We start from the raw sequence: 24,414 nt of genomic DNA, 5'->3' as shown, positions 1-24,414 counted from the left end.
CGCGAAACATGACCAAAAGCAGGCTCGATCCGATAATGCAATTTTCAGACTTCGACGACGTGCGCACCGCCAACAGAGCATATAGCAGGGCCTCGGGAGCAGGTTATCATCATAGTAGACTGCACGGGACGCCGAATCTCGAGCAGCAGGCAGCTGCAGCTCTTGACATATGGACTTGGTGTCTGTCGCCTCAAGAAAGGATCAAATACATCCGAAAACATCGTTCCCAATTCCGGTTTGACAGCTACGACCAGATGATCGGTGTCGTCCGCGGTCGTTGCTTCAGTGGTTGCGCATCCGAGCTCATCAAATGGCGAAATCGATTCAGGGCCAACACGTGGCGTGCCGTCGTGTTGTTTTGCGCTGGGACTTGGGCAATCCTCATTTATGCTGCCCTCCGAGTGCTAGATATTGTTCGCAATTGACTGGAGTTCCCATGGTAAGGCCTGGTTTCCGGATGGATGCTATCGTCAACTTCTGCTGGTGAATCGTAATTCGCTGGACAATGATGATCATCGCCTCGCGACTGCCCGGCGCGGTTCTCTGGGCAGGACGCTTCTCATCCCAGGCTGCCCGCCGCTCGGGGCGGGGCTTTTCTTGGAGAGCGGCTCTCTTGATGGCGCAGCGAAAAACGTGTAGCGACGGGGAAGCCATGGGGCGTTGCGAATCCTCAGGCCAGGCTCGCCGTCAAATCACTAATGAGCTCCTCCACGCGCAGATGGCGTGAGATCAGCTTCTGTCGTTCGGCTAGTCGATCACGATCTGCAGGCAGGACGCATGGCAGCCAACCCGACAGGGTCTGGTACTGGGGCGAGCAGAGTTCATTCGATCGCTTCAGCAAGCGATAGATCTCCCTTATGGAGCCAGGATCCTCGTCGTGCAGCGCCTTGGTGACGACGACATGGTTGATCGGAACGATCTCGTTCTTCTGAAACCATGCTTCGCTCGCGGATTTCGGGTCTGCGAACAGAGACCTCAACCGTGGATCGTCGGATGTTTCGCTGAGGACCGCGTCCACCTCGCCGTCCAGCAACATCTGAAGGATCGTTCGTCCCGCGGCAGCTCGCGTGCCACCCTCATGATATTCGGCGACGTGGGGTCCTCGAACGTGACCCACTCGACGCGATCAAGGTCGACACCGTAATCGTCGGCCAGCATGCCGCGCAACCAAACGCCGGTCGTCGTCGTCAGCGACCGCAGCGCCACGCGCTTGCCGGCCCGATCCCCCGGCCCGAGCCGGCCGCGCTCGGCATTGTACAACGCGCGCGCGCAGGGGAAACCTACCGGTCATTGTTGCCGGCAGGAGCACCAGCGGCTCGTCGAAAATCCGGGGGGATGAGATAGATAGCTGACGATCGCGAGCTCGGAGACGTCGATCGCCTGCTCCCTGGCCGTCGGTTTGAACCCATCGATGACCGAAGCGTAGCGGGCAAATCGAGCGTCACTCGATCCGAGGCAAGCGCTCCGCTCTTCACGGCGGCGGTTCAGGGATAGTCGCCCAGATGCATCCGCAGCCTGTTCGGTGCATTCGTCATCTTCGCATCAGTCTGATCATGTGCTCCAGCTAGGCGGAAACCGCCTCGAGCTTCAATCCGTTCGTGCGCAGTCCGAACACACCGATCGTCACAACGACGATCGCCATGGCCCCCGCGATCGGGGCGAATACGCCGGTCACACCGCAATCGCGGAGGCAGAACGCGATCAGGAAACCCGAGAACGTCGCACTGACGCGGCTAACCGAATAGACGGCACCAATGGCGCGGCTGCGCATGCGCGTGGGAAAGAGCTCCGCTTGATAGGCGCGATAGGAAAATGTGAGGCAGTTGCTAGCCAAGGCCAGGGCAACGCCCAGGGCCACGATGAGAGCGGGTTCCTCTTGCCTGGAGAAAATGATTCCAATGACCGCGATTGCTGAGGCAGATCCCGCTACGATCCACTTGCGTTCGATTCGCTCGGCGAAGGACATCGACAGCAATGGACCGAGGGGTTGGCAATCGCGATGACGAAGGAATAGAGCAGACTGTGCGTGACGTTAATGCCCTTGGCAATGAGGAGCGTCGGAACCCAACTTGCAAACCCGTAGTAACCGATCGACTGAAAGAAGTTGAACACCAGCATCATGATGGTTCGGCCCCGATATCGGGATTGCCACAGCTCGGCAAAACTCGCGTTCTGCGCTTGGGCCACGGGAGCGTAAGGCTGCGGCTCGGGTAAAGGCGCGCCGGTCCGCGCCACGGTCTCGTACTCAAGCCGGGAAACGATCGCATCCGCCTCGGCGAGGCGGCCCCTCTGCCCCAACCATCGCGGACTTTCCGGCAGGCCGAGCCGGATGAACCAGACGGCCGTCGCGCCCAGACATCCGATCCAGATCACCCAGCGCCATCCGTCAAAGCCAAGGGGCGCCATCGGCACGAAATACCAAGCGACCAGCGCAACCGTCGGGACCGCGGAGAACTGTATCGCCTGGAGGAAGGCAAACGACTTTCCGCGCGAATTCGCCGGCACGAGCTCGGTGGTATAGGAGTCGATCGTCACGATCTCCGCGCCTGCGCCAATGCCGGCTAGAAACCGAAAGAAGATGATCCACTCCGCGCTGTGTTGACAGGCCAACAAGGCGGCTGCGGCCGTATACCAGAGCAGCGCCAGCGAAGACGACCCGCCGCCCGAAGCGATCGGCCAATTGGCCGAACACGAGCGTTCCGACGAACAGGCCGACAAACATGGCAGCCACGAAAGCCCCCAGTCCGGCGAAGCCGAAGAAATTCACGGTCGAGGTCGTGAAAGTTCCGCTTCTGACCAGCCCCGGTCCGATGTAGGCGGTGAAGAAGACGTCGTAGATCTCGAACCAGGCGCCAAGGGCGACTATCAAGACGAGCTTCCAGATCGGCCAGCTCATCGGAAGACGGTCAAGGCGCGCATTGATCATGGCCGCAGCCGATGCGTTATCGGTGTCCACCGCTCCCGCTCCGCTGCCATCCGGGAGTAAGACGGTCGTTCGTGTCGCCGGCCCATGCATGGCTTGATTTCCCTCTGCTTCGATTTGTTTTTCTTGTTCGGCACGCACGACCTACGGCGTGGCGGCGATGACCCGTTCGCGTGCCAGCCTCTCGACCTCGCGCCGGTCGAAGCCGGCGCCGACCAAAATCTCGTCTGTGTGCTCGCCCAGACGCGGTGGTTGGCGGGTCAGCCCCGGCCGCTCGCGTTCCGCGCCGAATTCGACGGGCATGGCGGGAAGCCGCGTCATCTCGATTGGGCCTTCGGCGGTGCGGATCGCAACGTCAATCAAGCCACCATGACTGGCGAGATGCGGATCGTTGAACAGGTCCGTCGGCTTGCCAACCGCCGCCCATGAGACGGCCGCGCGTTCGCAACGTTCGGCAATCACCGCCTTCGAAAACGGGGCAAGCACTTCCTGCACGGCAGGGATGAGCCAGCTTCGATGGCTCGCCCGCATGACATTGGTGGCGAGATCCGGATTGCCGCCGAGGGCGGCGAGCCCAAATTCCTCGGTGAACCGGATCCATTGCTTGTCGCTGGTGACGCCAATGAATACCTGATCGTCGCTCGTGTTGAAGACGTCGTAGATCGCCCAGGCATGCCGGCGCTCCGGCATGGGCCTTGGCGGGTATCCACTCGCGACCGCGCCCGCCATGTGTGTGACCATGAAGAACGCCGCGCTCTCGAATAATGCGCTGCTGATCCGCTGGCCTCGTCCGGTCGCGTCGCGCTCGCGAAGCGCTGCGAGTGCGGCCGTGACGCCGAAGATTGCGCCTGTGATATCGTTGACGGAAGCGCCCGCGCGCAATGGCCGCCCCGCGGGGCCTGTCATATAGGCAAGCCCCGCCTGAAACTGCACGACTTCATCGAGCGCGGGCCTGTGCTCGTAGGGACCTGCGAGAAAGCCTTTGAGCGCCAGATAGATCAAACGTGGATTTATCGCTTCCAGATCAGCATAGCCGCACCCCAGCCGCTCCATCGTGCCGGGCGCGTAGTTCTCGAGGACGATATCGACGTCCTTCACCAGCCGATGGACAGTCGCGCGTCCCTCGGGATGCTTCAGGTTAATCGCGATACTGCGCTTGTTGCGATTGAAGCCGGCGAAGAAACCGGCGCCGAAGCCAGGCAAGTGGCGCGTGCGGTCGCCGCCGGGCGCGGGCTCGACCTTGATCACGTCGGCGCCGAGATCGGCCAGGATCAAGCCGGCGCAGGGCCCCACGATCGTGTGGCTGAACTCGAGGACCTTCAGTCCCGTCAATGGCTTAGCGGACACCTGAGGCTTTCCTCCGAAATGAATTGAGGCTTCCGGCGTGGAGAAGCTCGCTCGGCAGCTGGTGGCCGACGACCTCTTCCGCCATCCGCCCGACTTCGATCAGCGCATCAAGGTCGACGCCCGTACTGATTCCCATCTCCTCGCACAGCAGCACGAGCTCTTCCGTGCAGATGTTGCCGACAGCGCCCTTGTGTGCGGCGAATCAACAACCGCCCAGTCCGCCGACAGTCGAGTCGAATTTCGTCACTCCCATGCGCAGGCCCGCCATCGCGTTGGCGATCGCGAGCCCGCGGGTGTCGTGCAGATGCAACGTGATCCGCTGATGCGGCCACTCGCTTCGCACCTCCCCGAGCAGCCTTTCGACGCGCAGCGGCGTCGCCCAGCCCATCGTGTCCGACAGGGAAATGTTGTCGATTGCCACACCGCATTCGTCCGCAATGTCGAAGCCGTCCCGAAGGATGGAGATGACCTGCGCCGGCGTGATATCGCCCTGGGAATTGCAGCCGAACGCCGCCATGACCCCGATCCGCCGAACCAAAACGTTTTTCGACAGATGGAGGCGCGTCTGCTTGCGCATCGCTTCCAGGTTTTCCGCGTGGCTGCGATGCAGGTTCCTGCGCGTGAACGCATCGGACGCCGACAGCGCAATCGAGCCGGAAAGCGTCAGCTTGTCGGAATGCGCGAGGGCCCGATCGAGCCCCTTGTCGTTGAACCAGAGCCCGACATAGTGAACGCCGGGCGCCGGCCGAAAGCCCGCGACAACGTCATCGGCATCTGCCCATCCGGGTACGAGGCGAGGATTGACGAAGGAACAAACCTGGATGTGGCGCAGCCCGGTTTGCGCCAAAGCCTCGATGAGGCGGATCTTGTCCGCGGAGGCGATCGGTCCCGGTTCAATCTGGAAGCCTTCGCGTGGCCCCTCCTCCCGGATTTCCACTTCGTTTGGCAGGTCTGCCATCCATCCTCCCCGGGTGAAGCCGCGGCCGCGACTGTCAGTCAATTTCTGTGCCAGGCTTAGGATGGCGGCTGCGCTGTCATTTCGTCCAATACCGATCTGACGGCACCTGCCATATGATTTCTAAATATCAGGATGGACATCCGACAGCTTCGCTATTTCATCGCAGTTGCCGAGGAGCTGAATTTCAGCTGGGCTGGACGACGTCTCAACCTCAGCCAGCCACCCCTCAGCCTCCAGATCAAGGCCCTCGAGCATGAGGTGGGGGCGTCGCTGTTGCTGCGTCAACGCCCGGGGGTCGAATTGACCCAGGCCGCACCGATTCTGCTTGAACAGGTGCGCAAGGCACTTGCGCAGCTCGATCACGCGATGGGAACGGCGCAGCGCGCTGCGCGCGGAGAAGCGGGCCTGCCGCGCATCGGCTACACGGGGTCAGCCCCGATCCATGCGTCGTTCTCCGAGATCCTGCGCCGCTTTTCGCAAGCCTATCCGGAGATACGTCTCGAGCTGCTTCACGCTTCCACCAGCCAATAGGCCGAGATGCTGACCGACCGTCGGCTCGATCTCGGATTCCCGCGACCGCCCCGATATTTCCGTCCCCCAGGAACATGATCATTCGTCGGATCTGGCCCGACCCGCTGGAGCTGCTTGCGCCGAACGATCATCCCTTGCTGTGTAAGCGCGGGGCCATTGCCGTACGGGCGCTGGAGCCGCTGCCGTTCATCTTTTTTGCGAAGGCCATGATCACGTCGTACACCTTTGTAGCAGCGCAGGATTCACGCCCAACGTGGTTCAGGAAGCAGAAAACGGCGGCGCCATTCCACGGCTGCATCGACTCCTGTCCACATTCTGACAGCAGCACAACGTCGTGTCAGGTCCAGTACATCGCTCAAAGGCACACTAAGACTCTTCTCAACGCTTGGCCGGCCCTATTTTACGCAAGCGGCGGTTGGCATGCTCATTGCTTCGATAAACATCAATCGAATAATAGAAGCACAAAAGCAGCAATGCTCACCTCTCTAACCTCTCCGTCTGGGCAAGAACGGTCCGCCCGTTCAGCTCACTGAGGCGCGTTGCACCGATGATAGCGGACTTACCCAGCATGACAAGCAGATCAGAGATCGCGTGGTTTCGGACACATTTCATCGCGGCCGTCGCTTGCCTTTAGGTTCACCCGTGAAGTCCGCGATTGTCTTCGACTGGAATGGTACACTGCTCGATGACGCTAGTGCGGTGTTGGAAGCGATCAATGCAGTTCTGATCCGCTTCAGTCGCGCCGCTATCGATATGCATAGATTTCGCGAAGAGTTCGAGCTTCCGCTCTCCGCAATATTCCGCAAACTGGACGTAGCAGACGACGAAGTCGACGCCGTGCTCGGCAATGACAACGCCATCTTTCACGACACATACGAACCCCTGGCGAGTAGGACTGCTTTGCGTAAGGGCGCAAAACATCTCTTGCTTGCCGCACGTCGACAATCCATTCCAACCATCATTCTTAGCAATCACATTGTTGAACAAATTCGCGTACAAATACGAAGACTCGGTATCGAGACTTACGTCACTACAGTTTTGGCATTTGAGAGCCGCGCAAGTCAGTTTAGAAGCATGAGCAAGGAGGACAGGTTGCGCCAATATATGCAGGTCAATGATCTATCCCCCGCAAGAACCGTCATCGTCGGCGACATGGAAGTCGAGACGGAGATTGCGCGCAATCTCGGACTTATCAGCGTGTCGATCACGGGTGGATTTGTTTCTGAAGCACGCTTGCGGGCGGCGCAGCCGGATTACATCGTTCATGACCACCATGAGCTAGTGCCAATTTTGCAGAACCACGACCTTCTTTCGAAGACATTGGGTGATCGCGACGAGCAGCACTGAAGATCTTCCGCTTGCCCGTCATTCTCGATGATGTTGAAGGAGGACGTCGGCGTCGACTGCTTTGAGCACCCGATGGAAACGTGAGATCAGTCCCGTGACCGGCTCGCGCCGAACTTCCCGATCCTTGACTGCTCATGTCGTAGATGGCCGTTGCAGGGCGCGAGCCCTTCGTCTGGCACGATGCTTGCTGAGGACTATTCACTGGCTGGGACGAGCAAGCAACCACGAGATTTGGAAAATAAGCTACGATGAGTGCGACGGCTTTGATCGATGATGCTATTCCGCGCAGCAACGTTGTGAAACGCGCAGCGCGCATCGGTGCAGAAATCAGAGATCTCAGACTCACGGGCGATTTGCCGACCCAGACTATCGCTGCGATCATCAGCTTGTTACTCGAGCACAAGGTGATCTTCTTCCGTAACCAGGGCCACCTTGATGACGCCGAGCAGGAGCGCTTTGCAGCTCGTTTCGGAAAGCTGGCGCCCCATCCTTTGCTCGGTGCCAGCAAAGGAACGTCGCTTCTCGAGCTTGACTCCCGTCGCGGCGGCGGTCGCGCCGACATATGGCATGCGGACGGGACCTTCGCCGACGCCTATCCGAAGATCCTGGTTCTGCGAGCCGTTGTAATCCCACCGTTCGGTGGCGATACGCTGTGGTCGAATACGGCGGCAGCCTATCTGGATCTGCCGCCGCCCCTACAACGGCTTGCCGACGAGCTTTGGGCCGTGCACAGCAACGTTTTCGATTACGCCGGAATGGCCCGCGTCCGTGAGGTGGACAAGAAGCACTTTGACGCGGCTTTCACCAGAACAATTTTCGAAACTGAGCATCCCGTCGTGCGCATCCACCCCGAGACAGACGAGCGGACGCTCGTGCTCGGTGCCTTGGTGCAGCGCTTTGTTGGCGTCCCCAAATACGACGGCCACAAGCTGTTCGACCTGTTCCAGTCGCACATCACCGCGCCCGAAAACACCGTGCGGTGGAACTGGATGGAGGGCGATATAGCGATATGGGACAACCGTGCGACACAGCATTATGCGGTCAACGACTACGGCGACGAGCATCGCGTCGTGCGTCGTGCCACCATCGATGGTGATGTGCCCGTCAGCGTCGACGGCCGCCGCAGTGTAACGCGCCACAAGGTCGCCAAACAGCCGCTGATCAACGCTGGCTAGCTAACGCTCTCGAAATCGAACGAATCGAGAAAGACCGGCGAGCAGAGCTGTTCTCGGGAGAGTGCTACACATTTCCCGACAGGATATCAGCACTCCCGCAAACCCCGGACGATAACCGCCGCAACAGCAGGAGGCAGACGAGATGCCGTCGCCATCGCGATGCAGAACATCAAGGCGAGCAAATGGCGCTGGCAGAGATGATCGGACAACAGATCGCGGAAGACTTCGGCACGCCTGACCCGCCCTGATACCGGACCATTGACCCGCATACGGGCTGTGCCGATAGTGAGTATCGCATCGATACCGACACCAGCCATCTGTTCGTTCAATTGATTACAACGGGATGATCGGTGGCATGAACCGTCGTCCGACTTGGTCCAGCGGTCGATCCCTCACGCTAGATGATCTCAAAGTAGCGCTGACGTTCAAAGTCGGTGACGCGATGCCGAACAGCTTCCCATTCCCACCGGCGGGAGCAAGAGAAGGCTTCGACAAACCTCTCTCCAAACATATCGCTGGCCTTTGGAGATTGTGCAAACCGGTACGTCGCCTCTGACAAACCTTGAGGCAGCCCAACGAAGGGAAGGCCGCTTTCCTCGCTTGCATCGCCGACGATCGGAGCCGTTAAGCCGGCATTCTCTTCAACTCCCAGAATGCCCGAGCCAACGGCACATGACAGGCCAAGATATGGGTTCACATCTGCGCCGGCTAGCCTGTACTCGAGGCGATGTGCAGAGGGCTCGCCCGGAATAATCCGCACGGCACAGGAGCGGTTGTCAACTCCCCAGCTTGGAGAGGTCGGAGCCCAACAGCCAGGAACCAATCTCTTATAGCTATTGAAATTCGGCGCAGCGAGCACACAGAAGTCATTCATATACCTCAGTTGTCCGCCAACGAATTGACGCATCATTGTTGAGATGTTCTGAACAGTGTCGCTGTCGTAAAACACATTCCGACCATCCGAAGACATCGAAATGTGAATATGTCCCGACTGGCCGGGCCATTTCTCGGAAACCTTGGCCATGAATGTGGCCATCATGCCTCGCGTCTGCGCCCACGCCTTTATCATCGACTTGAATATGATTGCGCGATCTGCTGCCTCCAGTGCATCACAATGAAGAAGTGACGCTTCAATGACGCCAGGTCCCGTTTCAAAGTGCAGGCCGCTAAGAGGTATCCTGGCCTTCTCACAAAGTGCCAAGATCTCACCAAGCAGCTCCTGGTGTGCGACCGAGCGCGCAATCGAGTAACCGAATGGACCGCGGGTTAAGGGAACCCATGTCGCAAAGGGTTTCTCTTCGATTGTATCGGCGCTCTCCTTGAACAGCATAAATTCAAACTCGAACCCTGCAGTGCAGCTGAAACCGTGTTCAGCAGCCCTTCGCAGGACCCTACGCAGAACGCCACGCGGGCAGAGGCTTTCGTGCGCTCCCGTAAACTCCGCGAGGTAGAGGCACAGATCCCCGCCATAAGACACAGCACGTCCGGTGCCTGACAGAATGCGCAGATCGGCGTCTCCGAACGCCAACAGCGGCTTTTGCGTGAAACTGGCTGGCGGCACTCGGTCCGAACAATCCCAGGCGAGCACCGCTTCGGAGAACTTGACAACTCCGTCTCCATTCGAGACATCTTCACCTAATACGTGTTTGCCTCGCAGGACGCCATCAAAGTCGCTCACGCCGATCATCGCCGCGCGGGCTGGATTTACGACGGTCGGCCGGGCTTCAGTTGTCATTAGTTGCAATCCTGCGTCACCAAATCGAACACTTGGTCCATCCGCATCGATCGCAATTTGCGGTAGTCATCCTCAAGCTGGGTCAAGTCGTCATGCACGAGATAAACGATCCCCGGTGTCGACGCCAAGTCGATCGTCGGAACCAGCTTTTGACCTATCGGAACGAATGCAATGGCATCCGCGAAGCTCGGAAGCTTACGGATTGTCTCGAGTCCGGGATAACCGGCAACAACACCGCCTGTGTCGGAAATCAGCGAGACACATAGTGCATGAGCCTGCCGCTTGTAAGCTCCGCGTCTCCTCATATACTCAGCAAAGCCTTTTGGATCTGCGTAGCGCCACGCCGTGAGCGTCATATGGTTGTGACCCAAGGCCATTGTTCGTGCTTTTGCCGACATGCTACCTTGAAGTCTCGCTCCGAAGTCCACCAGAACCGGCCCCCTCTGATCGACGATGATCTCGGCATGAGCCGGTCCGTCGACGATCTGAAGTGCCTGCAACGCACGCACCAAGTAGTCGGATAACTCGTGAACAATTGGCTCCCTGCCCCCCAACAAGCGCTCAAGCGAGCAGACCGATGACGCACCCTCAATAGGAACGGTGTCATAAGTCCAGACCTCTGTAACGAAGGCTTCACCGTCGATCGAGACGGCATTTACAGTGTATTGCTGGCCGCTTATCTTTTCCTGTCCAAGCGCAAACCGGTTCAACGCTCCGACACGATTCGTCTTCCCGACAATGATGCCTACAGCTCTCTGAATGTCGGCGTCAGTCGAGCAGAAGAACACATCCTCGGTACCTGTACTGTTCAGAGGCTTGATCACGATCTCGTCGAAGCCCGCTTGATGCTTCCAGTTTGCGACCTCTCCAGCATTATCCGACACGACTTGGCTAATTGATCGCACGCCTGCAGAGGCCAGCGCGTCGGACAAACGCGCTTTGTCACGCCGAGCGGCTGATCGAGCGGTTCCATTTGAAGCTAACCCCAGCCGCTCCGACAAGGAGTCGGCGAGCTCAACGCCGGTCTCGCACCCTGCTATAACGAACTCCAGCTTCCTGCCACGGAGAGCCTGAAGATGAAATTCAGCGACCTCTTCATCAGTCATGCGCTCGCGCGGGCGAATGATTTCGTCATACAGATCTGCATTGAAATGCGATTGAAAGATGGGTGGAATCTGCGCGGCAGACATCACGTGCACCGTTGCAATTCCATAACGCTTGAACTCGTCCGGCAAGTATCGGCCGGTGGAGTATGCATCCACGATTACACAATTCCGTCCATTCATGCGGATCTCCGATACTGCAGGTAGATATTGCCCACGGCGAGTGCCGTAATGAGAACATTTCCAACGAACGTGTGTGACGAAGGCACGATGCGAGAATCGAAGAACTGGAACAGGAACGTGATGATCGGAGCCATGGAAAGGACCATATTGACCGTGACGGGCTCTATGCGGCGAATGCCCTCCTGTATCAGGAGCAGAGGGACGATGATCGTCGATAGCCCGATCGCTGCGATCGCAAACCAATGCCGAGAGATCTCAGGCACGATAGAGAAATGGTCGACCAGCCCGAGCAGCAACAAGATCACTCCGTAAAAGCGATGCGCAAGCACCTGTCGGCCGGAAAATCCACGGTCGAACAGCAACTTGATGAGTATATTTGTAAGGGCCAGCGATAGGCCGGCCACGATTGCCAAGAAAAGACCAAAGGATGATCGAGCCCCCCACTCCACGCCCGCGTTGCCGCTTGCCGAGATCCACACCATGTAACTTCCCGTCGCTGCGATCAGAACGCTCACGACAATATCGGATCCTGGAGGGACGCCCTGCCGTCTGATCAGGGCGTTCAACCACACTGTTGCGGCGGGTCCTAACGCCACCATGAACGCGACAACGATGGCAGGTTCGGCGTATTTCAGTCCGATAAACAGCCCGATCCAGCTTATCGCGGTCACGAGATTGAGCGACACAAAAATCAGGAGCGATGACTTCGTTACTCTCGCGTTATTTTCCTCGTGACCAGCCAGGAGATTGAATGTCAGACACACCGCAGCAAAGGACAGCAGGAGAGCGACGAATACATCTGCTTGCTGAAAATACGATGCCGCATAGACCTCACCGGCCGCACTCACAACGACATAAAGCGCCACAAAGAGAACTCCTAGAGCGAAACGATTTGTCGATCTCCCGCTCTTGCTGTGCCGTTGGCGCGGTGCCGGGCGCTCCCAAAACCGTGCTCGTGCATCAGTTCCGAGGGACTCTGCTTTCGACCTGGGCGGGCCGCGTTTGGATTGAAATGTCAAATTCCGCCTCTAGTTTGTCTTTGATTCGCAGTATGCAACACACGCCTCTCCGAATGCCGCGAACAGCTGCTTGCTGAAAAGATCGGTTGAGACGTGCCATTCGGGGTGCCATTGCACACCGATTTGCAGCGTCGGCGCGCCAATGACCGAAGCTGCTTCGACCAGGCCGTCAGGCGACCACGCCTCCCGCCTCAGTGCGGCGGCAAGCGCGTCTATGCCCTGATTGTGCAGGGAGTTCACTTGCGTTTCGATTGTGCCCGCGATCGGAAAGAGCGCACCATCGGGACATATCCTCACGCTGTGCGCGGCATCGTACTGGCGATCTCTCGGACGATCCGGTTTCTCGGCATGCATCTGGCCACTTCCCAGGCTCCACTCCGCAAGCGATCGGCGAAGTGTGCCGCCGAAATACACGTTGAGCTCCTGAAGCCCACGGCAGATGCCCAAGATCGGCATTCCGAGCGCGATGGCCCTACCAATGACCACCGCAGAGAGCCTGTCGCGTGGGCGGTCACGGATCCCACCCACAACGTCTTGCCGGTCTGCCCCTGTGCAGGACGCAGGCGCTCCCAAGACGGCAGGATCGATATTCGATTCATCTCCTGTCAACACCAGGCCGTCCAGCCCGCGCATGATCGCCAGGCCAGCCTCAACCCTCGTATCTTCAGCGTCGATCGTCGGCAATATGACGCACGCAACCCCCGCGTGATGAAGGAGGGCCTCTACGTACTTGCGCCGCAACCCGTCGCGATGCACACCGTCGACCAAAAGACGGTTCGACGTGACGCCGACCACGGCTCGCGCCTTGTCTGTCCGTTGCAATGTCACGCCACTTGGCCTCTCGTATGGGCATCGGCCAAAGACTGCTCATACAAGCGTCGATTTCGCTCCTTCAACTGAGCGATAACGCTCGGTTGACCTTGAGGTCCCTTGACGAAGAGCCCTCCCCAGCTTGCGGCGACCTTTGCGTAATTCGGATCCTGCATCCGGATTTTCTGAGCTTTGTACAACAGCCAGAATGGGATACCTGGCGACAGGTGATGTTCAAGGTGGTACTCATCCAGGTTTTGCCCAAGGATGGCCCGCTCGAGCAAATTCCCTTTCCGATTCCTGGTTAGATAGACGTTCTTCGTCTCGGTCTCGCACATAGGTGAGTGCTCGGCGAGCTCGACAAACCAACCAAGAACCTGAAACGTTGTGAGATAGGGCACGATCCAAAACAGGATGACGATGTGGAGTAGCCCAAGAGCATATGATCCGGCCAGTATGCCGAACCAGAAAAGATAGAAGCCATACTTGTCGACAAGTATGCTTGACCGGCTCTGATCCTCGGCATCCGCTATCGAAAACCGATTGGTCCAGAGATACTTCAGGTACGCCATCGTCGCGCCGCCAAATATCGGCTTCCAGATAATGTTGAAGGCGTACCGCTCAGGAGGCTGGACGTCGTAAACGCCGTTGGCCAGGAAGAACTTCAGGTCCGGATCCTTGTCCGGGTCGCCGAGATACGGATGATGCAAATAGACGTGTGAGATCCGGTAGGCCCAGTGACGCTGGAACAGGGGATAGGCAGCGAACAGAATCCCGAGGATGTAATTCCAGGTCGTGTTCTTCGCGAGGGTGCGGTGAGCCGCATCATGTGCGATTGTGGTTAATCCACGCTGGTAGGCCCCGATCAGAAGAACGGCGACCGGGTAGAGCCAGCATGAGACGTAGACCGTCGCGAGCGTACAAGCTGCAATCACAGCGTAATCCTTGGCAATATAGGCGGCTCCCGTGATATTGTCGGGCCTCAGCTCGGAGAGTTGCTTATTGATCTCGCGGCTGAATTGAACGGCCTCATAACGTGACGACCTCAGTTTCCAAGCTTCTGCCTGATTCATGAGAACCTCCTCCTGATAGCCTTGCAAGTTGTCAGATTGCGGAGAGCGCCTTGTCCAGATCGCGGACGATGTCGTCGACATCTTCGATGCCGACACAAAGTCGGATCGAGCCGCCAAATATGCCGGCGGCTTCGCGCTTTTCCCGTGGGACGGTGGTGTGGGTCGTAGAAACAGGATGCGTCACGAGTGTGCGGGCATCCCCTACATTCGAAACGTGATACATCAAGTCGACGCTCTGGATGAACTTCCGCCCGGCTTGTTCGTCCTCGACCTCGAACATGACCATCGCCCCGTGTCCGTAAGCGGCGTTGAGTGTCTGATCGACGGTTTCCCGATCAGCTCCTTCAAAGAGGCCGGGGTAGAAGACACGGCGCACTTTTGGATGCTCACTAAGAACGTCGGCCACGATCCTGGCGTTTGCGCAGTGCTGCTTCATGCGAAGAGGCAGCGTTTCAAGTCCTTGGATCAGTTGAAAGCTTGCAAAAGGGGCGATGGCCGCGCCGGTATCGCGCAACCAGGTCATGCGAGCCTTTAGGAGAAACTCACTTTTTCCAAGATCGTCGACATCGCGCACCGCGTTGCGCCAAATAATCCCCCCATGCGCATCGTCAGGACTGTTGAACAAGGGAAAGCGAGAGGCTCCCCGGTAGCTAAACTCACCGTTGTCAACGATCAGCCCGCCGAGCGTCGTGCCATGACCACATATGTATTTCGTTGCGGAGTACGTCGTAATCGCAGCGCCGAGATCTGACGGCCGGCACAACAGTGGCGTCGTCGTATTGTCCACGACCAAGGGAACGCCGTACTTCCGGCCGATCTCCGCCAGCTGTTTGACCGGAAGGGGAATCAGACAAGGATTTGAAATCACCTCTCCGAACAGACATATCGTGCGATCATCGATGGCGCGCTCGAACGTCTCGGGCCTTCGAGGATCTGCCGTCCTAACGCTGATCCCAAGACGCTTTAATGTGTTGTGAAGCAGGTTCCAGGTATTGCCATATAGATACGGAGAGGCGACGACATTGTCCCCCACTTCGCCACTTGATAAGTTGACGATGGCAAGGAACGTCGCCGCTTGACCTGATGCAACAGCAAGCGAGTCACTTCCCCTATCGACGGCCGCGTACCTCCTTTCCAGCGCGCGGGTCGTCGGATTGATGATCCTCGTATAGGTGAACCCATCAGCCTTTACGTTGTAGACGTCAGCAATGTGGTTTAGATCGCCGTCGAGTTCATAAGCCGTATTCTGGTAAATCGGCACGGCAACGGCTTTCGTCACCGGGTCGCGTCGATAGCCCGCGTGCAGGACAGCCGTTTCGGCGGAAAATGGGAGCTGCGCGTTTCTTGCGATTGGAGGTGACATCTTTACGCGATGCCCGCAAGTCGTCTGGGCTGACATCAGCCCCGCTGAAGAAGCTTGACCGGACCGGAAATATGAACGAAACGCGCACCCCAGCTGCTCGATCCAGCTGGATCGGATTTCCCCAATGCAACCGACCCGAAAACTCCGTGTCGCGAGGTGCAGCTTCGAGTAGATGTAAAGGTTGTGGGCCGCCAAGTGACGATATAGCCCATCGAACCCTGGCTGATCCGCAATTCCGGATGGCGCACTGAACGCGACACAGACTGGCGACTGCAAGTCCGCGGGCAGCAGTGGAGACACCACTCCTTCGAGCTCCTTGACGAGATCGTCCCTGACTTTCTCATACCTGCGGCGCCTGGCATGAATGCCTTCGCCGTTCAGAATCTCCAACGCCTTTGTAGCTGCCTGAACGATGTGGGTGGGCGGGGTCGACCGCCACTCGCCTGTACGCTCGAGCGAGAGCCATTGATCTCTCACGTCGAGCACAAATGACCTTGGTTCTTGAACCGCACTCTCGAGCAGCTCGCGAGACGCGATGACGAAAGCGACGCCCGGCGGCCCTTCCACGCACTTGTTGCTCGACGTGACCAGGACGTCCGCTCCACCCCGGCTCAAGTCAATATCAATGCCGCCAAAAGAACTCATCCCGTCGACGATAGTCTTGACACCACGTCGTCTCGCCTCCTCTACGATCGGATCCAGCGGATTGACGATTCCGGTCGTGGTCTCGCAATGCACGAAGCATAGATGGGTAACGTCAGGATTTCGGCTCAGATGCTCGGCAACTTCCTGAGGGTCCAAGGGCTCGTTGGCTCGCTTGACAAGCTTCAATGCCTCGATGCCCCACAGCCGCAGAATTGTAAGAATGCGCTCGCCATAGATGCCGTTGATGCAAACGAGCGGCTTGTCGGTCTGGGACACAAATGAAGACAGCGCGGCTTCCATTGCAAAGGAGCCGCCTCCCTGAATAGGGACCACCGAGTAGTCCTCGGCATTTCCCAGCAGATTGAGCATCAGCCGCCTCATGCGGGCGGTCACCTCCTTGAATTCGCAATCGCGCGATGCAAGGTCAAGCTGCATCTGGCTCCTAACCGCTGCCGACAGCGACAATGGACCAGGCGTCAGCAGAGAGCGCTGTCTTGTCACACAATTCCCCTTAGGTTGTTTTTCTCAACGGATCTGAAGCATGATGGCGCGGCCGAGGAGGACCTTAGGGCGAGCGCCAACGTCCTCGGTTCAGCGGCTTTGGGAGAAACGCCACAGTCCCGGGCGCGTTCGCGTGTCGGTGCACTGAAAAATCCGACCGACGACAACATCCGTATCTAGCCACAGAGTGATGTTCGCAAGGCCGCTCACCGATATCATCTGTCTCTCCTGGGATTTCACGTTGCGACCGCGTCCTTGTAACGCAGTTGGTGCGACACACCGCTTCACCCAGCCATCACGCATGCGCAGATTTGGGCGGCAGTCGCCATCTTGCGTCGCCGACCGGCAGGACAGCCGATCGGCTTGCGTGCACGTTGTGCCATTTAGGCGAATGTTGAAGTTCAGACCAAGCTGCACGTCGCGCCATCGCGTGCTGATACAGCTGCGCGCATGGCGCACTTTATGAGTGCCGTTGTTGACAGGACTCATCCTGCGTGAGCTTGAGACTTGAGACATTCGGACACTGTCACTCGTTGGAGACTTTAACGCCGCCTATTTCGAAATCGTACAACTTGACGTTAGGTGCGTTTCAACCCTCTCCGTGAGTTTCTCGCGTGAATTTTTCCTGACGCGCACCTCCACCAGGAGCGATAGGCCGAAATCCGGCGCTGAGCGTAGTGATCGGCAGCGAGCCGGTTGAGAGTTTTCGTAGCTCGACGTTAGGATCTTGCACATTCATCCTGCGAACCGCACGCGGGTACGTGAGGTTGGCCTCCCTCTCGCTTCACGCGCGATCCTTGCCAAACCTTAAGAGGGGATACCGAGTTTCTTTGCCTCGTCGGCACGATTTTCCCGGATGCCGGAGCTCCCGGAAGTGCATGCCACCGATCGGCAGACCGCCAGCATGGCTGCAGCGCAGTAAGATGGTCTGCGCAATGCGCCGCAGCGATTGGCATCTTCGGAGCTGCCGGAGCGAGAGCGCGGTCTCGATACCCTCACCCGCCGCACTAGCGGCTCGAAGCCGCCGGAATCATACGCGCCAGCGATGCGTCTTTCTATATCCGCTGTACAAGCGATCAATACCGGCCGGATCTGGCTGGGCGTATTATCGTTCGGGCGGTCGTAGCAGCGGGGATGGAAGCGGAGTGGCCTCTCGCAAAACAGCAATGCCGCGATTGCCCAAATAATGCGCGGCGAGTGTCCCACAAGATCTGCCGCGACATCGCAAAGCGCCGCGGCGCCGGCTTCGATGAGGCCGGCCCTATCTATCGCCGGTCGGCATTGCGCACCGCTACCCGGGCGCGTCTTGGCCCCCGGAGGAACGAGGGACACCCTCATTGTGCGTGAGAGATCGAAGAGAGATCGAAGCCGGGCGGCGGAGACGCCGAGCGGCTCGGTGGCGCTGGCCGCACCCGCAGGAAAAGCGCTAGCGAAAACTCAAACAACTGGAAGTCGGACTTCTTCGCTGGCCTTTGTCATGGCGTCGTAGACTCTGACCTGGAGCATGGGACGCCGCTTCTTGAGCTCCTCCGCTCCTGCCCAAGCTCCATCTCTGGTCGTGAATTCGGTTTTGAATTGACCGTCGACTTCGAGCACATAACCAGAGGCTGGCAATCGACGAGTGGGTGCGACCATCTTGTTCCCTTAGAGCGATGATTCCGATCGATGCCCCTGCTTAACCCGAGTCGCCTGGGCCGGGCCAGCAGGCTGGCGAGGGTCTCCGGCAAATCGATGCCGCGACGCCAGGCGACAGGTTCGATGCTACTAACCGTCAAGGATTGCGCGTGCCATCAAGACATCGACGACGGCTTCTGCCAATTGCTCAGGCGTCTGCTCCATGGTCCTGAGATGAATTTCGGGTCTTATCGGTGCTTCGTAGCACGCATCGATGCCGGTGAAGTTCTTGATCTGACCGGACTTCACCTTTGAATAGAGGCCTTTTGGATCGCGTCGCGCGCATTCTTCAATCGGCGTGTCGACAAAGACTTCAATGAACTCCTCCTTGCTAACGAGGCTGCGCACCATGTCTCGTTCGGCCCGGTAGGGCGAGATGAATGAGCAGATCACGATCAAGCCGCCGTCCGCTATCAACTTGGCAACTTCCCCGACACGCCGAATGTTTTCCGCGCGATCGGCCTCGGAGAAGCCGAGGTCCGCGTTTAACCCGTGCCGGAGGTTATCTCCATCCAGCAGTATGGCATGCCGCGACATTGCAAACAGCTTTTGATCGACGATGTTGGCAATCGTCGACTTTCCCGCGCCGGACAGGCCGGTGAACCAGATGATGCAAGGCTTCTGGTTCTTGATGGCGGCCCGCTCCTTCCTTCCCACTGCAACGGGTTGCCAAGCGATGTTGGAAGCCCGCCGCAGTGGACATGCGATCATGCCGGCCGCAACCGTACGGTTGGTATGACGGTCGATGACGATAAATGATCCGGTCTTGCGATTGACCTCGTAAGGATCGAACGCCGCGGGCAGCGCCGTTGAGACATTGCAGAAGCCGATCTCGTTGAAGCTAAGTGTCCTGGCTGCCAGGTGCTCACGTGTGTTGACGTCGATCCGATGTTTGATTGCAGTAATGCTGCCGGCTGTGGTCTGCGACCCAATGCGCAGAATGTAATTGCGTCCGACAACGAGCGGATCCTCATCCATCCAGATCAGATGAGCGGCGAAGCTGTCGGCGAGCTCCGGCCGCTCGGTCGGACGTGCCAGGAGATCGCCACGGCCGATATCGATCTCGTCTTCAAGAGTAATCGTGATGGCATCACCGGCCTCAGCGCAGGGTAGATCGCCGGCCTGAGTCACGATCCGCCCGATGCGCGCGATCCGTCCAGACGCAGCGACAACGATGTCGTCTCCCACCGAGATGCTCCCCGAAGCCACGGACCCGGCATAACCGCGGAAATCCAGGTTCGGCCGGTTCACCCATTGGACCGGAAAGCGGAAAGCCTGGCTCGCGCTGTCGGACCGGATATCAATGCTCTCCAGGTGGCCGAGCAGGCAGGGACCATCATACCAGCGAGTGTTGCCGGAACAATTGACGACATTGTCGCCATACCGGGCAGAGATCGGGATCGGAACGATCGAGGTGAAGCCGAGACCGGCAGCAAAGGCCACATAGTCAGCGAAAATTCGATCAAAGATTTCTTTGTCATACTTGACGAGGTCGATCTTGTTCACTGCCAGGACGAGGTGGCGAATACCAAGTAGCGAACAGATGAACGAGTGACGCTTGGTTTGGACCAGCACGCCCTTGCGGGCGTCGATCAAAATGATGGCGAGCTGGGCGTTCGAAGCGCCGGTTGCCATGTTGCGGGTGTACTGCTCGTGGCCGGGCGTATCGGCCACCACGAACGCGCGTCGTTCCGTCGCAAAAAAGCGGTAGGCCACATCGATCGTGATGCCTTGCTCCCGTTCGGCTTCAAGCCCGTCGACGAGCAGCGCGAAATCGATCTCACGGCCGGTGGTACCGTGCTTGGCACTGTCGCGTTCAAGCGCCGTAAGCTGATCCTGGTAAATCATCTTGCTGTCGTGCAGCAGCCGGCCGATCAGCGTCGATTTCCCGTCGTCCACCGAGCCGCACGTGATGAATCGCAGTTGATCTTTGGGCTTGGCCTGGACAGGTTCCGTTGTCGGCTTGGAAAGCATCAAAAGTAGCCTTCCCGCTTCTTCTTCTCCATGGAAGCGAATTCATCGCTATCAATCAAACGCCCCTGGCGCTCAGATACCGTCGCGGTCTGCATTTCTGCGACGATGTCTTCTATCGTCGTCGCACCGGACTCAATAGCCCCGCTCAAAGGATAACATCCCAACGTGCGGAAACGGATCATCCGCATGTCCGGCGTCTCGCCTGAGTTAAGCGGCAATCGCTTGTCGTCGATCATGATCGTCGCGCCATTTCGACGCACTATCGGTCTTTGCTGTGCGAAGTAGAGCGGGACGACCGGGATCTTCTCGATCATGATGTATTCCCACACGTCGAGCTCAGTCCAATTCGACATTGCAAACACGCGCATGGTTTCACCCTGGCGGATCCGTGTGTTGAACAGGTTCCAGAGCTCCGGTCGCTGGTTACGGGGGTCCCATGTGTGCCCGGCCGAACGGAAGGAGAGTATCCGTTCTTTTGCGCGGCTCTTTTCCTCATCACGTCGGGCTCCGCCAAAGGCGGCATCAAATTCGTAGAGGTCGAGCGCCTGCTTCAGGGCGTCGGTCTTCATCACCTGGGTGTGAAGAGCAGAGCCTGAGTCGATCGGATTGATCCCGCGCTCGATGCCCTCCTTGTTTACATGGACGATCAGGTCGAGGCCGAGCCGCTTGGCCGTCGCATCCCGGAAGCTGATCATCTCGCGGAACTTCCAGGTCGTGTCGACGTGAAGCAGGGGGAAAGGCAACTTTGCGGGATAGAAGGCCTTGATCGCAATGTGCAGCATCACGCTCGAGTCCTTTCCGATCGAGTAAAGCATGACCGGCCTTTTGAACTCGGCGACCACGTCACGCATGATTTCAATCGATTCAGCTTCGAGACGGCGCAGATGTTTTGGCAGCATATGTTCTTTTCGATGCAGATCTCTGTTCTTCGCCGTTCTACCGCTCCGGCCCAGATGAGAAATTCCCGCGGCGGAAACACGCTCGCCAGAGCGCATGGCTCGTCCGTCAGGTCAAGTGCCCGTTAGGTAGCAGACATGCACACCCGACAGCCGATCGCATTCCACGGCTGGTACGGCCGCAGCCTGCACCACGTTATCGGTGCGCAGATCGGCTCGTTGCGCCCTGAAGGATGTTGGCTAAATCAGCCAGCGTGTTTTGATCGCAAGCATCCAGATCACCTTAGGATAAATTGAGGATCTGCTCAAGCCGCCAGACTTCGTTCACAACTCGCGCCCACCACGTCGCGATACCGAATGGCATCAAGCCCGCAGCTCGATCAGCTTGTGACGCCAACGGCGCCTGTTGCAACGGAGCTTCCATTGAATTCGCCGGCCGCAAATTCTCCTCAAGATTGGTGCCCAATAGAATTTGCGCCTGCCGCAGCACCATGGAGATGTCAGACGCAGAGTGGAAGTTCTCTGAAACCTGCCGGTCAGTGTGGACTGGCTGACCGGCATGAGATGGGCCGGACAATGCTGCTGCCTTGCTACTGCGCAAATCGCAGCAGGTTTCGGAATATCTGACGATAGAGTTCGGTTACCTCCCGTCCGCTAATCGCGCACGGCACATGGGACGTTGTTATGTCAAGCCGGCACGATGCCGTTTGCTGCGGCACTGAAGACGATAAATGCGACACGCACCTGCCTGATGCTCGGCATACACGAGAGAAATTCGGCAAAAGAGCGGACCGGTCAGCGAGTGGGCCAAGGAAGCAGACAGTATCGATCTGACCTGCGCGCGGGTTCGATCCCGACGCGAGCTACTGCCTGTGAAGGCCGCCGCTGGTCTGTCAAGACAATGAGCGCCGTACGCCCAGAGCAGCTCCGGCGCCAGTGTTATTGGCAAGCTCCACTTCCGTCCGCACTGTACCAAGTATTTGATTTGCCTACACTTGCGGCGTTGTTCCTGATTCCAATTTGCGCTAAGGAAAGCCGGTAAAGGATGGAACCCGACCTACGATGCCGCCGGATTTACCTGGTGCAGCAAGCGCGCTTGGCAGTATCTCTGCTGACGGACGGGAGCTGGTCCGGCCGTTCATGTGGAGATCAGATCGATCAGCGCCTGTCTCGAAGAGCTTGCCAAATTCCGAGCCGATGTGCTTGGCATCACTGGGCCACAGTGGATGATCCTGATGGCAGTGGCCTATTTGGACAGGAAAAACGGTGTCGCTGTCAACGAGGTGTCAAAGTTGATGCACGTCGATGCTTCCTTCGTCACGACCCAGTCAAAGCTGCTAGAGAAAAATGGGTTTCTACGCCGCAAGTCTTCCGCGAGCGATGCGCGGGTCGTCCAGATGTCGCTGACGGCCAAAACCCGCAAACATCTCTCAACTTTGGCGGCACGACAGGAAGCACTCGATGAGTTCGCTTTTGATGAATTCGGGGTTGACGGGTCAAGCGAGTTCATTACCAAGCTGGCAGCAGTGAGGCATCGTCTGGAGAAGGCCCGCCATGAGAGCCGCTCTGGCGTTCTGAGGACCAAACGCACGACCGTCAGAAATGACGCTGGCTAGCCATGTCGAGACTTCCAGCCTTCGACTTTTTCTTGAAGCAGCGCGGGCGAAGATGGTTGTGGTCCGTTCACACCGCCGAAGGCACGCAGCTGATGACGGGTTCAGGGCGTAGCCGCGCCGCCGCCAGGTATCAAGCCGCCAGAGCGCTTTTTCTGTTGCTGCTGAGCGCGCCGTATCATTGCGGCGCTCGAACTAACCAACAGGCCCGGCGCCGCGCGCTTAACCCCTAAACTTTAGCCTACCATGATCTTCGGGGATGTAACTCACCGAGTTCACGAGATCGGCGCCCCACATTATATCGCGCCGACCATGCTGCGTTCTCGGTATTTGCATGAGGAGAATGGTGGCGATGAAATCGATCGGAGATCAGCTTGGGCGCTCGTAGTCGAGAGCCTCACAGTGGACCGAGTTATCGGGATCGGAAGTCACTGCGCTCCAACAGCAGCCTACGCAGGGCCAGGGAGGATTCGGATCCGCAGACCATTTACCGCAATTCCCAAGACGAATTTACGATACAATACCAAAGGGCATAAAGGGCGGCCCGCGAGCCGCCCTACAGCACCAGTTACCAGCACTGCTTGGTAAGCTACCGCTGATGTCCGAGTCCGATTCCGAGATGCAAGGCCTTCTGGCGTAGCGCACCAATAGTACGCTTGGTTATTTTTGCTATTTTTATGACCGGGGTCCGAGCCTTCGAATGGACCTTGAGATCTTTGATATCTGCCTTGGTCCACTCGCGCCGCTTAACGCGTTTCTTGGTTGCTTTCTTCACAATGATGCTCCTTTTTAGAGGAGCGGCTTGTAACATAGTTTTTTCGCAGCGACGACCGCAAAAAACAGGCAACCATAGGAACTCGCGCAACCTGCAAGTTCAGCCATGTGTTTGGAAGACAAGAGCTTGGGTACTAATGGCAGCTGCGGGATCGTAAATTTCGTGCGGGTGCCGTGTCGAGTGGCTTCGCCATGAATAAGCGAACGGAGCCCCTAATCGAGACCTGCTTATTCGAAGCTAATCATTAGGTTATAACATATCTGTGAAAGAGATGAGCAAGCGAATTGCGATTAGCCGGAACAAACTCCAAATCGGGCACGCTCGAGATTCGAGTTAAGCTTGGAGGGATCAGCCATCGAATCTCTGTGAGACGTCGTGGCGATCTCTCACTATGTCGCTCTGACCACGCTTGGCGCGCCGCGTCGTCTAGACTGTTGGAGCCTCCTTTGGGCTGGGCGAGAAAACCAGATCGGATCTCGTCTTTGTGCCCGTCGCCCGGTCTCAATGTATCGGAGCGGAAGCGTGTGGTCGTACGACAGTTTTCACGTCTTTCGACGGAGGACTGACTGAGAACGGCAAAACATTGTGGTTTTCAGGGTTCGGCTGATCTTAGAGATAGATGAATAGATGGATAGATAGAGAGAGAGAGAGAGGCTTCGGCCGACGTCAACGCATCAGACTTGATGGCGCGCTCTTGGTCCAAATCGCCTCCTATGTGATCCATGCATGTTCGCTCAGACGGCAGACGCTGAAGCTCGATGGTCCTAGA

The 24,414-nt window shown here is 58.0% G+C and carries 20 protein-coding genes and 1 pseudogene; 4 read left to right on the top strand and 17 right to left on the bottom strand.

Annotation, left to right across the window (positions count from 1 at the left end; genetic code table 11):
• Positions 1 to 670 precede the first annotated feature (670 nt).
• From AAFG13_RS38540 to AAFG13_RS38515, 6 genes and pseudogenes are all read right to left on the bottom strand, one after another.
• Positions 671 to 1,036, bottom strand: coding sequence for a hypothetical protein (locus tag AAFG13_RS38540; protein WP_342710201.1), 366 nt, complete (start codon positions 1,034 to 1,036; stop codon positions 671 to 673).
• 528 nt (positions 1,037 to 1,564) lie between these two features.
• On the bottom strand, positions 1,565 to 1,966 hold the full coding sequence (locus AAFG13_RS38535; RefSeq protein WP_342710200.1) for an MFS transporter: 402 nt from the start codon (positions 1,964 to 1,966) through the stop codon (positions 1,565 to 1,567).
• A pseudogene (locus AAFG13_RS38530) lies at positions 1,927 to 2,896 on the bottom strand (MFS transporter). The gene AAFG13_RS38535 and the pseudogene AAFG13_RS38530 overlap by 40 nt, the downstream one beginning before the upstream one ends.
• Positions 2,897 to 3,067: 171 nt before the next feature.
• Entirely contained in the window at positions 3,068 to 4,270 is a 1,203-nt protein-coding gene (locus AAFG13_RS38525) for a CaiB/BaiF CoA-transferase family protein (RefSeq protein WP_342710199.1), read from the bottom strand.
• Positions 4,260 to 4,424 carry a hypothetical protein gene (locus tag AAFG13_RS38520; RefSeq protein ID WP_342710198.1) on the bottom strand — a complete coding sequence of 55 codons (165 nt, stop codon included), beginning with the start codon at positions 4,422 to 4,424 and terminating at the stop codon, positions 4,260 to 4,262. Before AAFG13_RS38520 ends, AAFG13_RS38525 begins: the two co-directional genes overlap by 11 nt.
• 48 nt (positions 4,425 to 4,472) lie before the next feature.
• A complete protein-coding gene (locus AAFG13_RS38515) occupies positions 4,473 to 5,270 on the bottom strand; it encodes a hydroxymethylglutaryl-CoA lyase (protein WP_342710197.1) in 798 nt (265 codons plus the stop codon).
• A 90-nt stretch (positions 5,271 to 5,360) separates the two neighbouring features.
• On the opposite strand from AAFG13_RS38515, the gene AAFG13_RS38510 reads away from it, so the two are divergent.
• The 3 genes from AAFG13_RS38510 to AAFG13_RS38500 all read left to right on the top strand — a co-directional run bounded on the left by AAFG13_RS38510 (position 5,361) and on the right by AAFG13_RS38500 (position 8,281).
• Entirely contained in the window at positions 5,361 to 5,759 is a 399-nt protein-coding gene (locus AAFG13_RS38510; RefSeq protein WP_342710196.1) for a LysR family transcriptional regulator, read from the top strand.
• A gap of 591 nt (positions 5,760 to 6,350) precedes the next feature.
• Positions 6,351 to 7,106 carry an HAD hydrolase-like protein gene (locus tag AAFG13_RS38505; protein WP_342710195.1) on the top strand — a complete coding sequence of 252 codons (756 nt, stop codon included), beginning with the start codon at positions 6,351 to 6,353 and terminating at the stop codon, positions 7,104 to 7,106.
• A 248-nt stretch (positions 7,107 to 7,354) separates the two neighbouring features.
• A complete protein-coding gene (locus AAFG13_RS38500; protein ID WP_342710194.1) occupies positions 7,355 to 8,281 on the top strand; it encodes a TauD/TfdA family dioxygenase in 927 nt (308 codons plus the stop codon).
• An 86-nt stretch (positions 8,282 to 8,367) separates the two neighbouring features.
• Here the strand turns inward: AAFG13_RS38500 and AAFG13_RS38495 are convergent, their stop codons facing one another.
• From AAFG13_RS38495 to AAFG13_RS38450, 10 genes are all read right to left on the bottom strand, one after another.
• Positions 8,368 to 8,598 (bottom strand): hypothetical protein, encoded by a 231-nt coding sequence (locus AAFG13_RS38495; RefSeq protein ID WP_342710193.1) that lies wholly within the window; start codon positions 8,596 to 8,598, stop codon positions 8,368 to 8,370.
• Positions 8,599 to 8,678: 80 nt separating this feature from the next.
• Positions 8,679 to 10,016, bottom strand: a complete 1,338-nt coding sequence (locus AAFG13_RS38490; RefSeq protein WP_342710192.1) for a glutamine synthetase — start codon at positions 10,014 to 10,016, stop codon at positions 8,679 to 8,681.
• The gene (locus AAFG13_RS38485) at positions 10,016 to 11,302 is read right to left on the bottom strand and encodes an ATP-grasp domain-containing protein (RefSeq protein ID WP_342710191.1); all 1,287 of its coding nucleotides are present in this window, start codon (positions 11,300 to 11,302) and stop codon (positions 10,016 to 10,018) included. The genes AAFG13_RS38490 and AAFG13_RS38485 overlap by 1 nt, the downstream gene beginning before the upstream one ends.
• The gene (locus AAFG13_RS38480) at positions 11,299 to 12,168 is read right to left on the bottom strand and encodes an EamA family transporter (RefSeq protein WP_342710190.1); all 870 of its coding nucleotides are present in this window, start codon (positions 12,166 to 12,168) and stop codon (positions 11,299 to 11,301) included. The genes AAFG13_RS38485 and AAFG13_RS38480 overlap by 4 nt, the downstream gene beginning before the upstream one ends.
• A 162-nt stretch (positions 12,169 to 12,330) precedes the next feature.
• Positions 12,331 to 13,116 carry a gamma-glutamyl-gamma-aminobutyrate hydrolase family protein gene (locus AAFG13_RS38475; protein WP_342710189.1) on the bottom strand — a complete coding sequence of 262 codons (786 nt, stop codon included), beginning with the start codon at positions 13,114 to 13,116 and terminating at the stop codon, positions 12,331 to 12,333.
• Positions 13,117 to 13,145: 29 nt separating this feature from the next.
• Positions 13,146 to 14,204 carry a dhydrorhizobitoxine desaturase gene (gene rtxC / locus AAFG13_RS38470; protein ID WP_342710188.1) on the bottom strand — a complete coding sequence of 353 codons (1,059 nt, stop codon included), beginning with the start codon at positions 14,202 to 14,204 and terminating at the stop codon, positions 13,146 to 13,148.
• A gap of 31 nt (positions 14,205 to 14,235) precedes the next feature.
• Positions 14,236 to 16,713, bottom strand: coding sequence for a 2-aminoethylphosphonate--pyruvate transaminase (locus tag AAFG13_RS38465; protein ID WP_342710187.1), 2,478 nt, complete (start codon positions 16,711 to 16,713; stop codon positions 14,236 to 14,238).
• A 1,764-nt stretch (positions 16,714 to 18,477) separates the two neighbouring features.
• On the bottom strand, positions 18,478 to 20,361 hold the full coding sequence (gene cysN, locus AAFG13_RS38460) for a sulfate adenylyltransferase subunit CysN (RefSeq protein WP_342710186.1): 1,884 nt from the start codon (positions 20,359 to 20,361) through the stop codon (positions 18,478 to 18,480).
• The gene (gene cysD, locus AAFG13_RS38455; RefSeq protein WP_342713502.1) at positions 20,361 to 21,260 is read right to left on the bottom strand and encodes a sulfate adenylyltransferase subunit CysD; all 900 of its coding nucleotides are present in this window, start codon (positions 21,258 to 21,260) and stop codon (positions 20,361 to 20,363) included. Before cysD ends, cysN begins: the two co-directional genes overlap by 1 nt.
• A gap of 280 nt (positions 21,261 to 21,540) precedes the next feature.
• Positions 21,541 to 21,750 carry a hypothetical protein gene (locus tag AAFG13_RS38450; RefSeq protein ID WP_342710185.1) on the bottom strand — a complete coding sequence of 70 codons (210 nt, stop codon included), beginning with the start codon at positions 21,748 to 21,750 and terminating at the stop codon, positions 21,541 to 21,543.
• Between the two features lie 742 nt (positions 21,751 to 22,492).
• Between AAFG13_RS38450 and AAFG13_RS38445 the strand changes: the two genes are divergently transcribed.
• Positions 22,493 to 22,873 (top strand): MarR family transcriptional regulator, encoded by a 381-nt coding sequence (locus AAFG13_RS38445; protein WP_342710184.1) that lies wholly within the window; start codon positions 22,493 to 22,495, stop codon positions 22,871 to 22,873.
• 586 nt (positions 22,874 to 23,459) lie between these two features.
• On the opposite strand, the gene AAFG13_RS38440 is transcribed toward AAFG13_RS38445, so the two are convergent.
• Positions 23,460 to 23,681, bottom strand: coding sequence for a hypothetical protein (locus tag AAFG13_RS38440; RefSeq protein ID WP_342710183.1), 222 nt, complete (start codon positions 23,679 to 23,681; stop codon positions 23,460 to 23,462).
• Positions 23,682 to 24,414: the final 733 nt, after the last annotated feature.

The organism is Bradyrhizobium sp. B124 (genome assembly GCF_038967635.1).
Taxonomy (GTDB): domain Bacteria; phylum Pseudomonadota; class Alphaproteobacteria; order Rhizobiales; family Xanthobacteraceae; genus Bradyrhizobium.
Note: the sequence above shows the minus strand (reverse complement) of the source record. Positions and strands in the feature narration are given on the sequence as shown.

Excerpts from the sequence above, each read along its gene's own strand:
- AAFG13_RS38540 (WP_342710201.1), bottom strand. The coding sequence starts at position 1,036 with ATGTTGCTGGACGGCGAGGTGGACGCGGTCCTCAGCGAAACATCCGAC.
- AAFG13_RS38535 (WP_342710200.1), bottom strand. The coding sequence starts at position 1,966 with ATGTCCTTCGCCGAGCGAATCGAACGCAAGTGGATCGTAGCGGGATCT.
- AAFG13_RS38510 (WP_342710196.1), top strand. The coding sequence starts at position 5,361 with ATGGACATCCGACAGCTTCGCTATTTCATCGCAGTTGCCGAGGAGCTG.
- AAFG13_RS38500 (WP_342710194.1), top strand. The coding sequence starts at position 7,355 with ATGAGTGCGACGGCTTTGATCGATGATGCTATTCCGCGCAGCAACGTT.
- AAFG13_RS38495 (WP_342710193.1), bottom strand. The coding sequence starts at position 8,598 with ATGGCTGGTGTCGGTATCGATGCGATACTCACTATCGGCACAGCCCGT.
- AAFG13_RS38490 (WP_342710192.1), bottom strand. The coding sequence starts at position 10,016 with ATGACAACTGAAGCCCGGCCGACCGTCGTAAATCCAGCCCGCGCGGCG.
- AAFG13_RS38485 (WP_342710191.1), bottom strand. The coding sequence starts at position 11,302 with ATGAATGGACGGAATTGTGTAATCGTGGATGCATACTCCACCGGCCGA.
- rtxC (WP_342710188.1), bottom strand. The coding sequence starts at position 14,204 with ATGAATCAGGCAGAAGCTTGGAAACTGAGGTCGTCACGTTATGAGGCC.
- cysN (WP_342710186.1), bottom strand. The coding sequence starts at position 20,361 with ATGCTTTCCAAGCCGACAACGGAACCTGTCCAGGCCAAGCCCAAAGAT.
- cysD (WP_342713502.1), bottom strand. The coding sequence starts at position 21,260 with ATGCTGCCAAAACATCTGCGCCGTCTCGAAGCTGAATCGATTGAAATC.
- AAFG13_RS38450 (WP_342710185.1), bottom strand. The coding sequence starts at position 21,750 with ATGGTGCTGCGGCAGGCGCAAATTCTATTGGGCACCAATCTTGAGGAG.
- AAFG13_RS38445 (WP_342710184.1), top strand. The coding sequence starts at position 22,493 with ATGGCAGTGGCCTATTTGGACAGGAAAAACGGTGTCGCTGTCAACGAG.
- AAFG13_RS38440 (WP_342710183.1), bottom strand. The coding sequence starts at position 23,681 with ATGTTACAAGCCGCTCCTCTAAAAAGGAGCATCATTGTGAAGAAAGCA.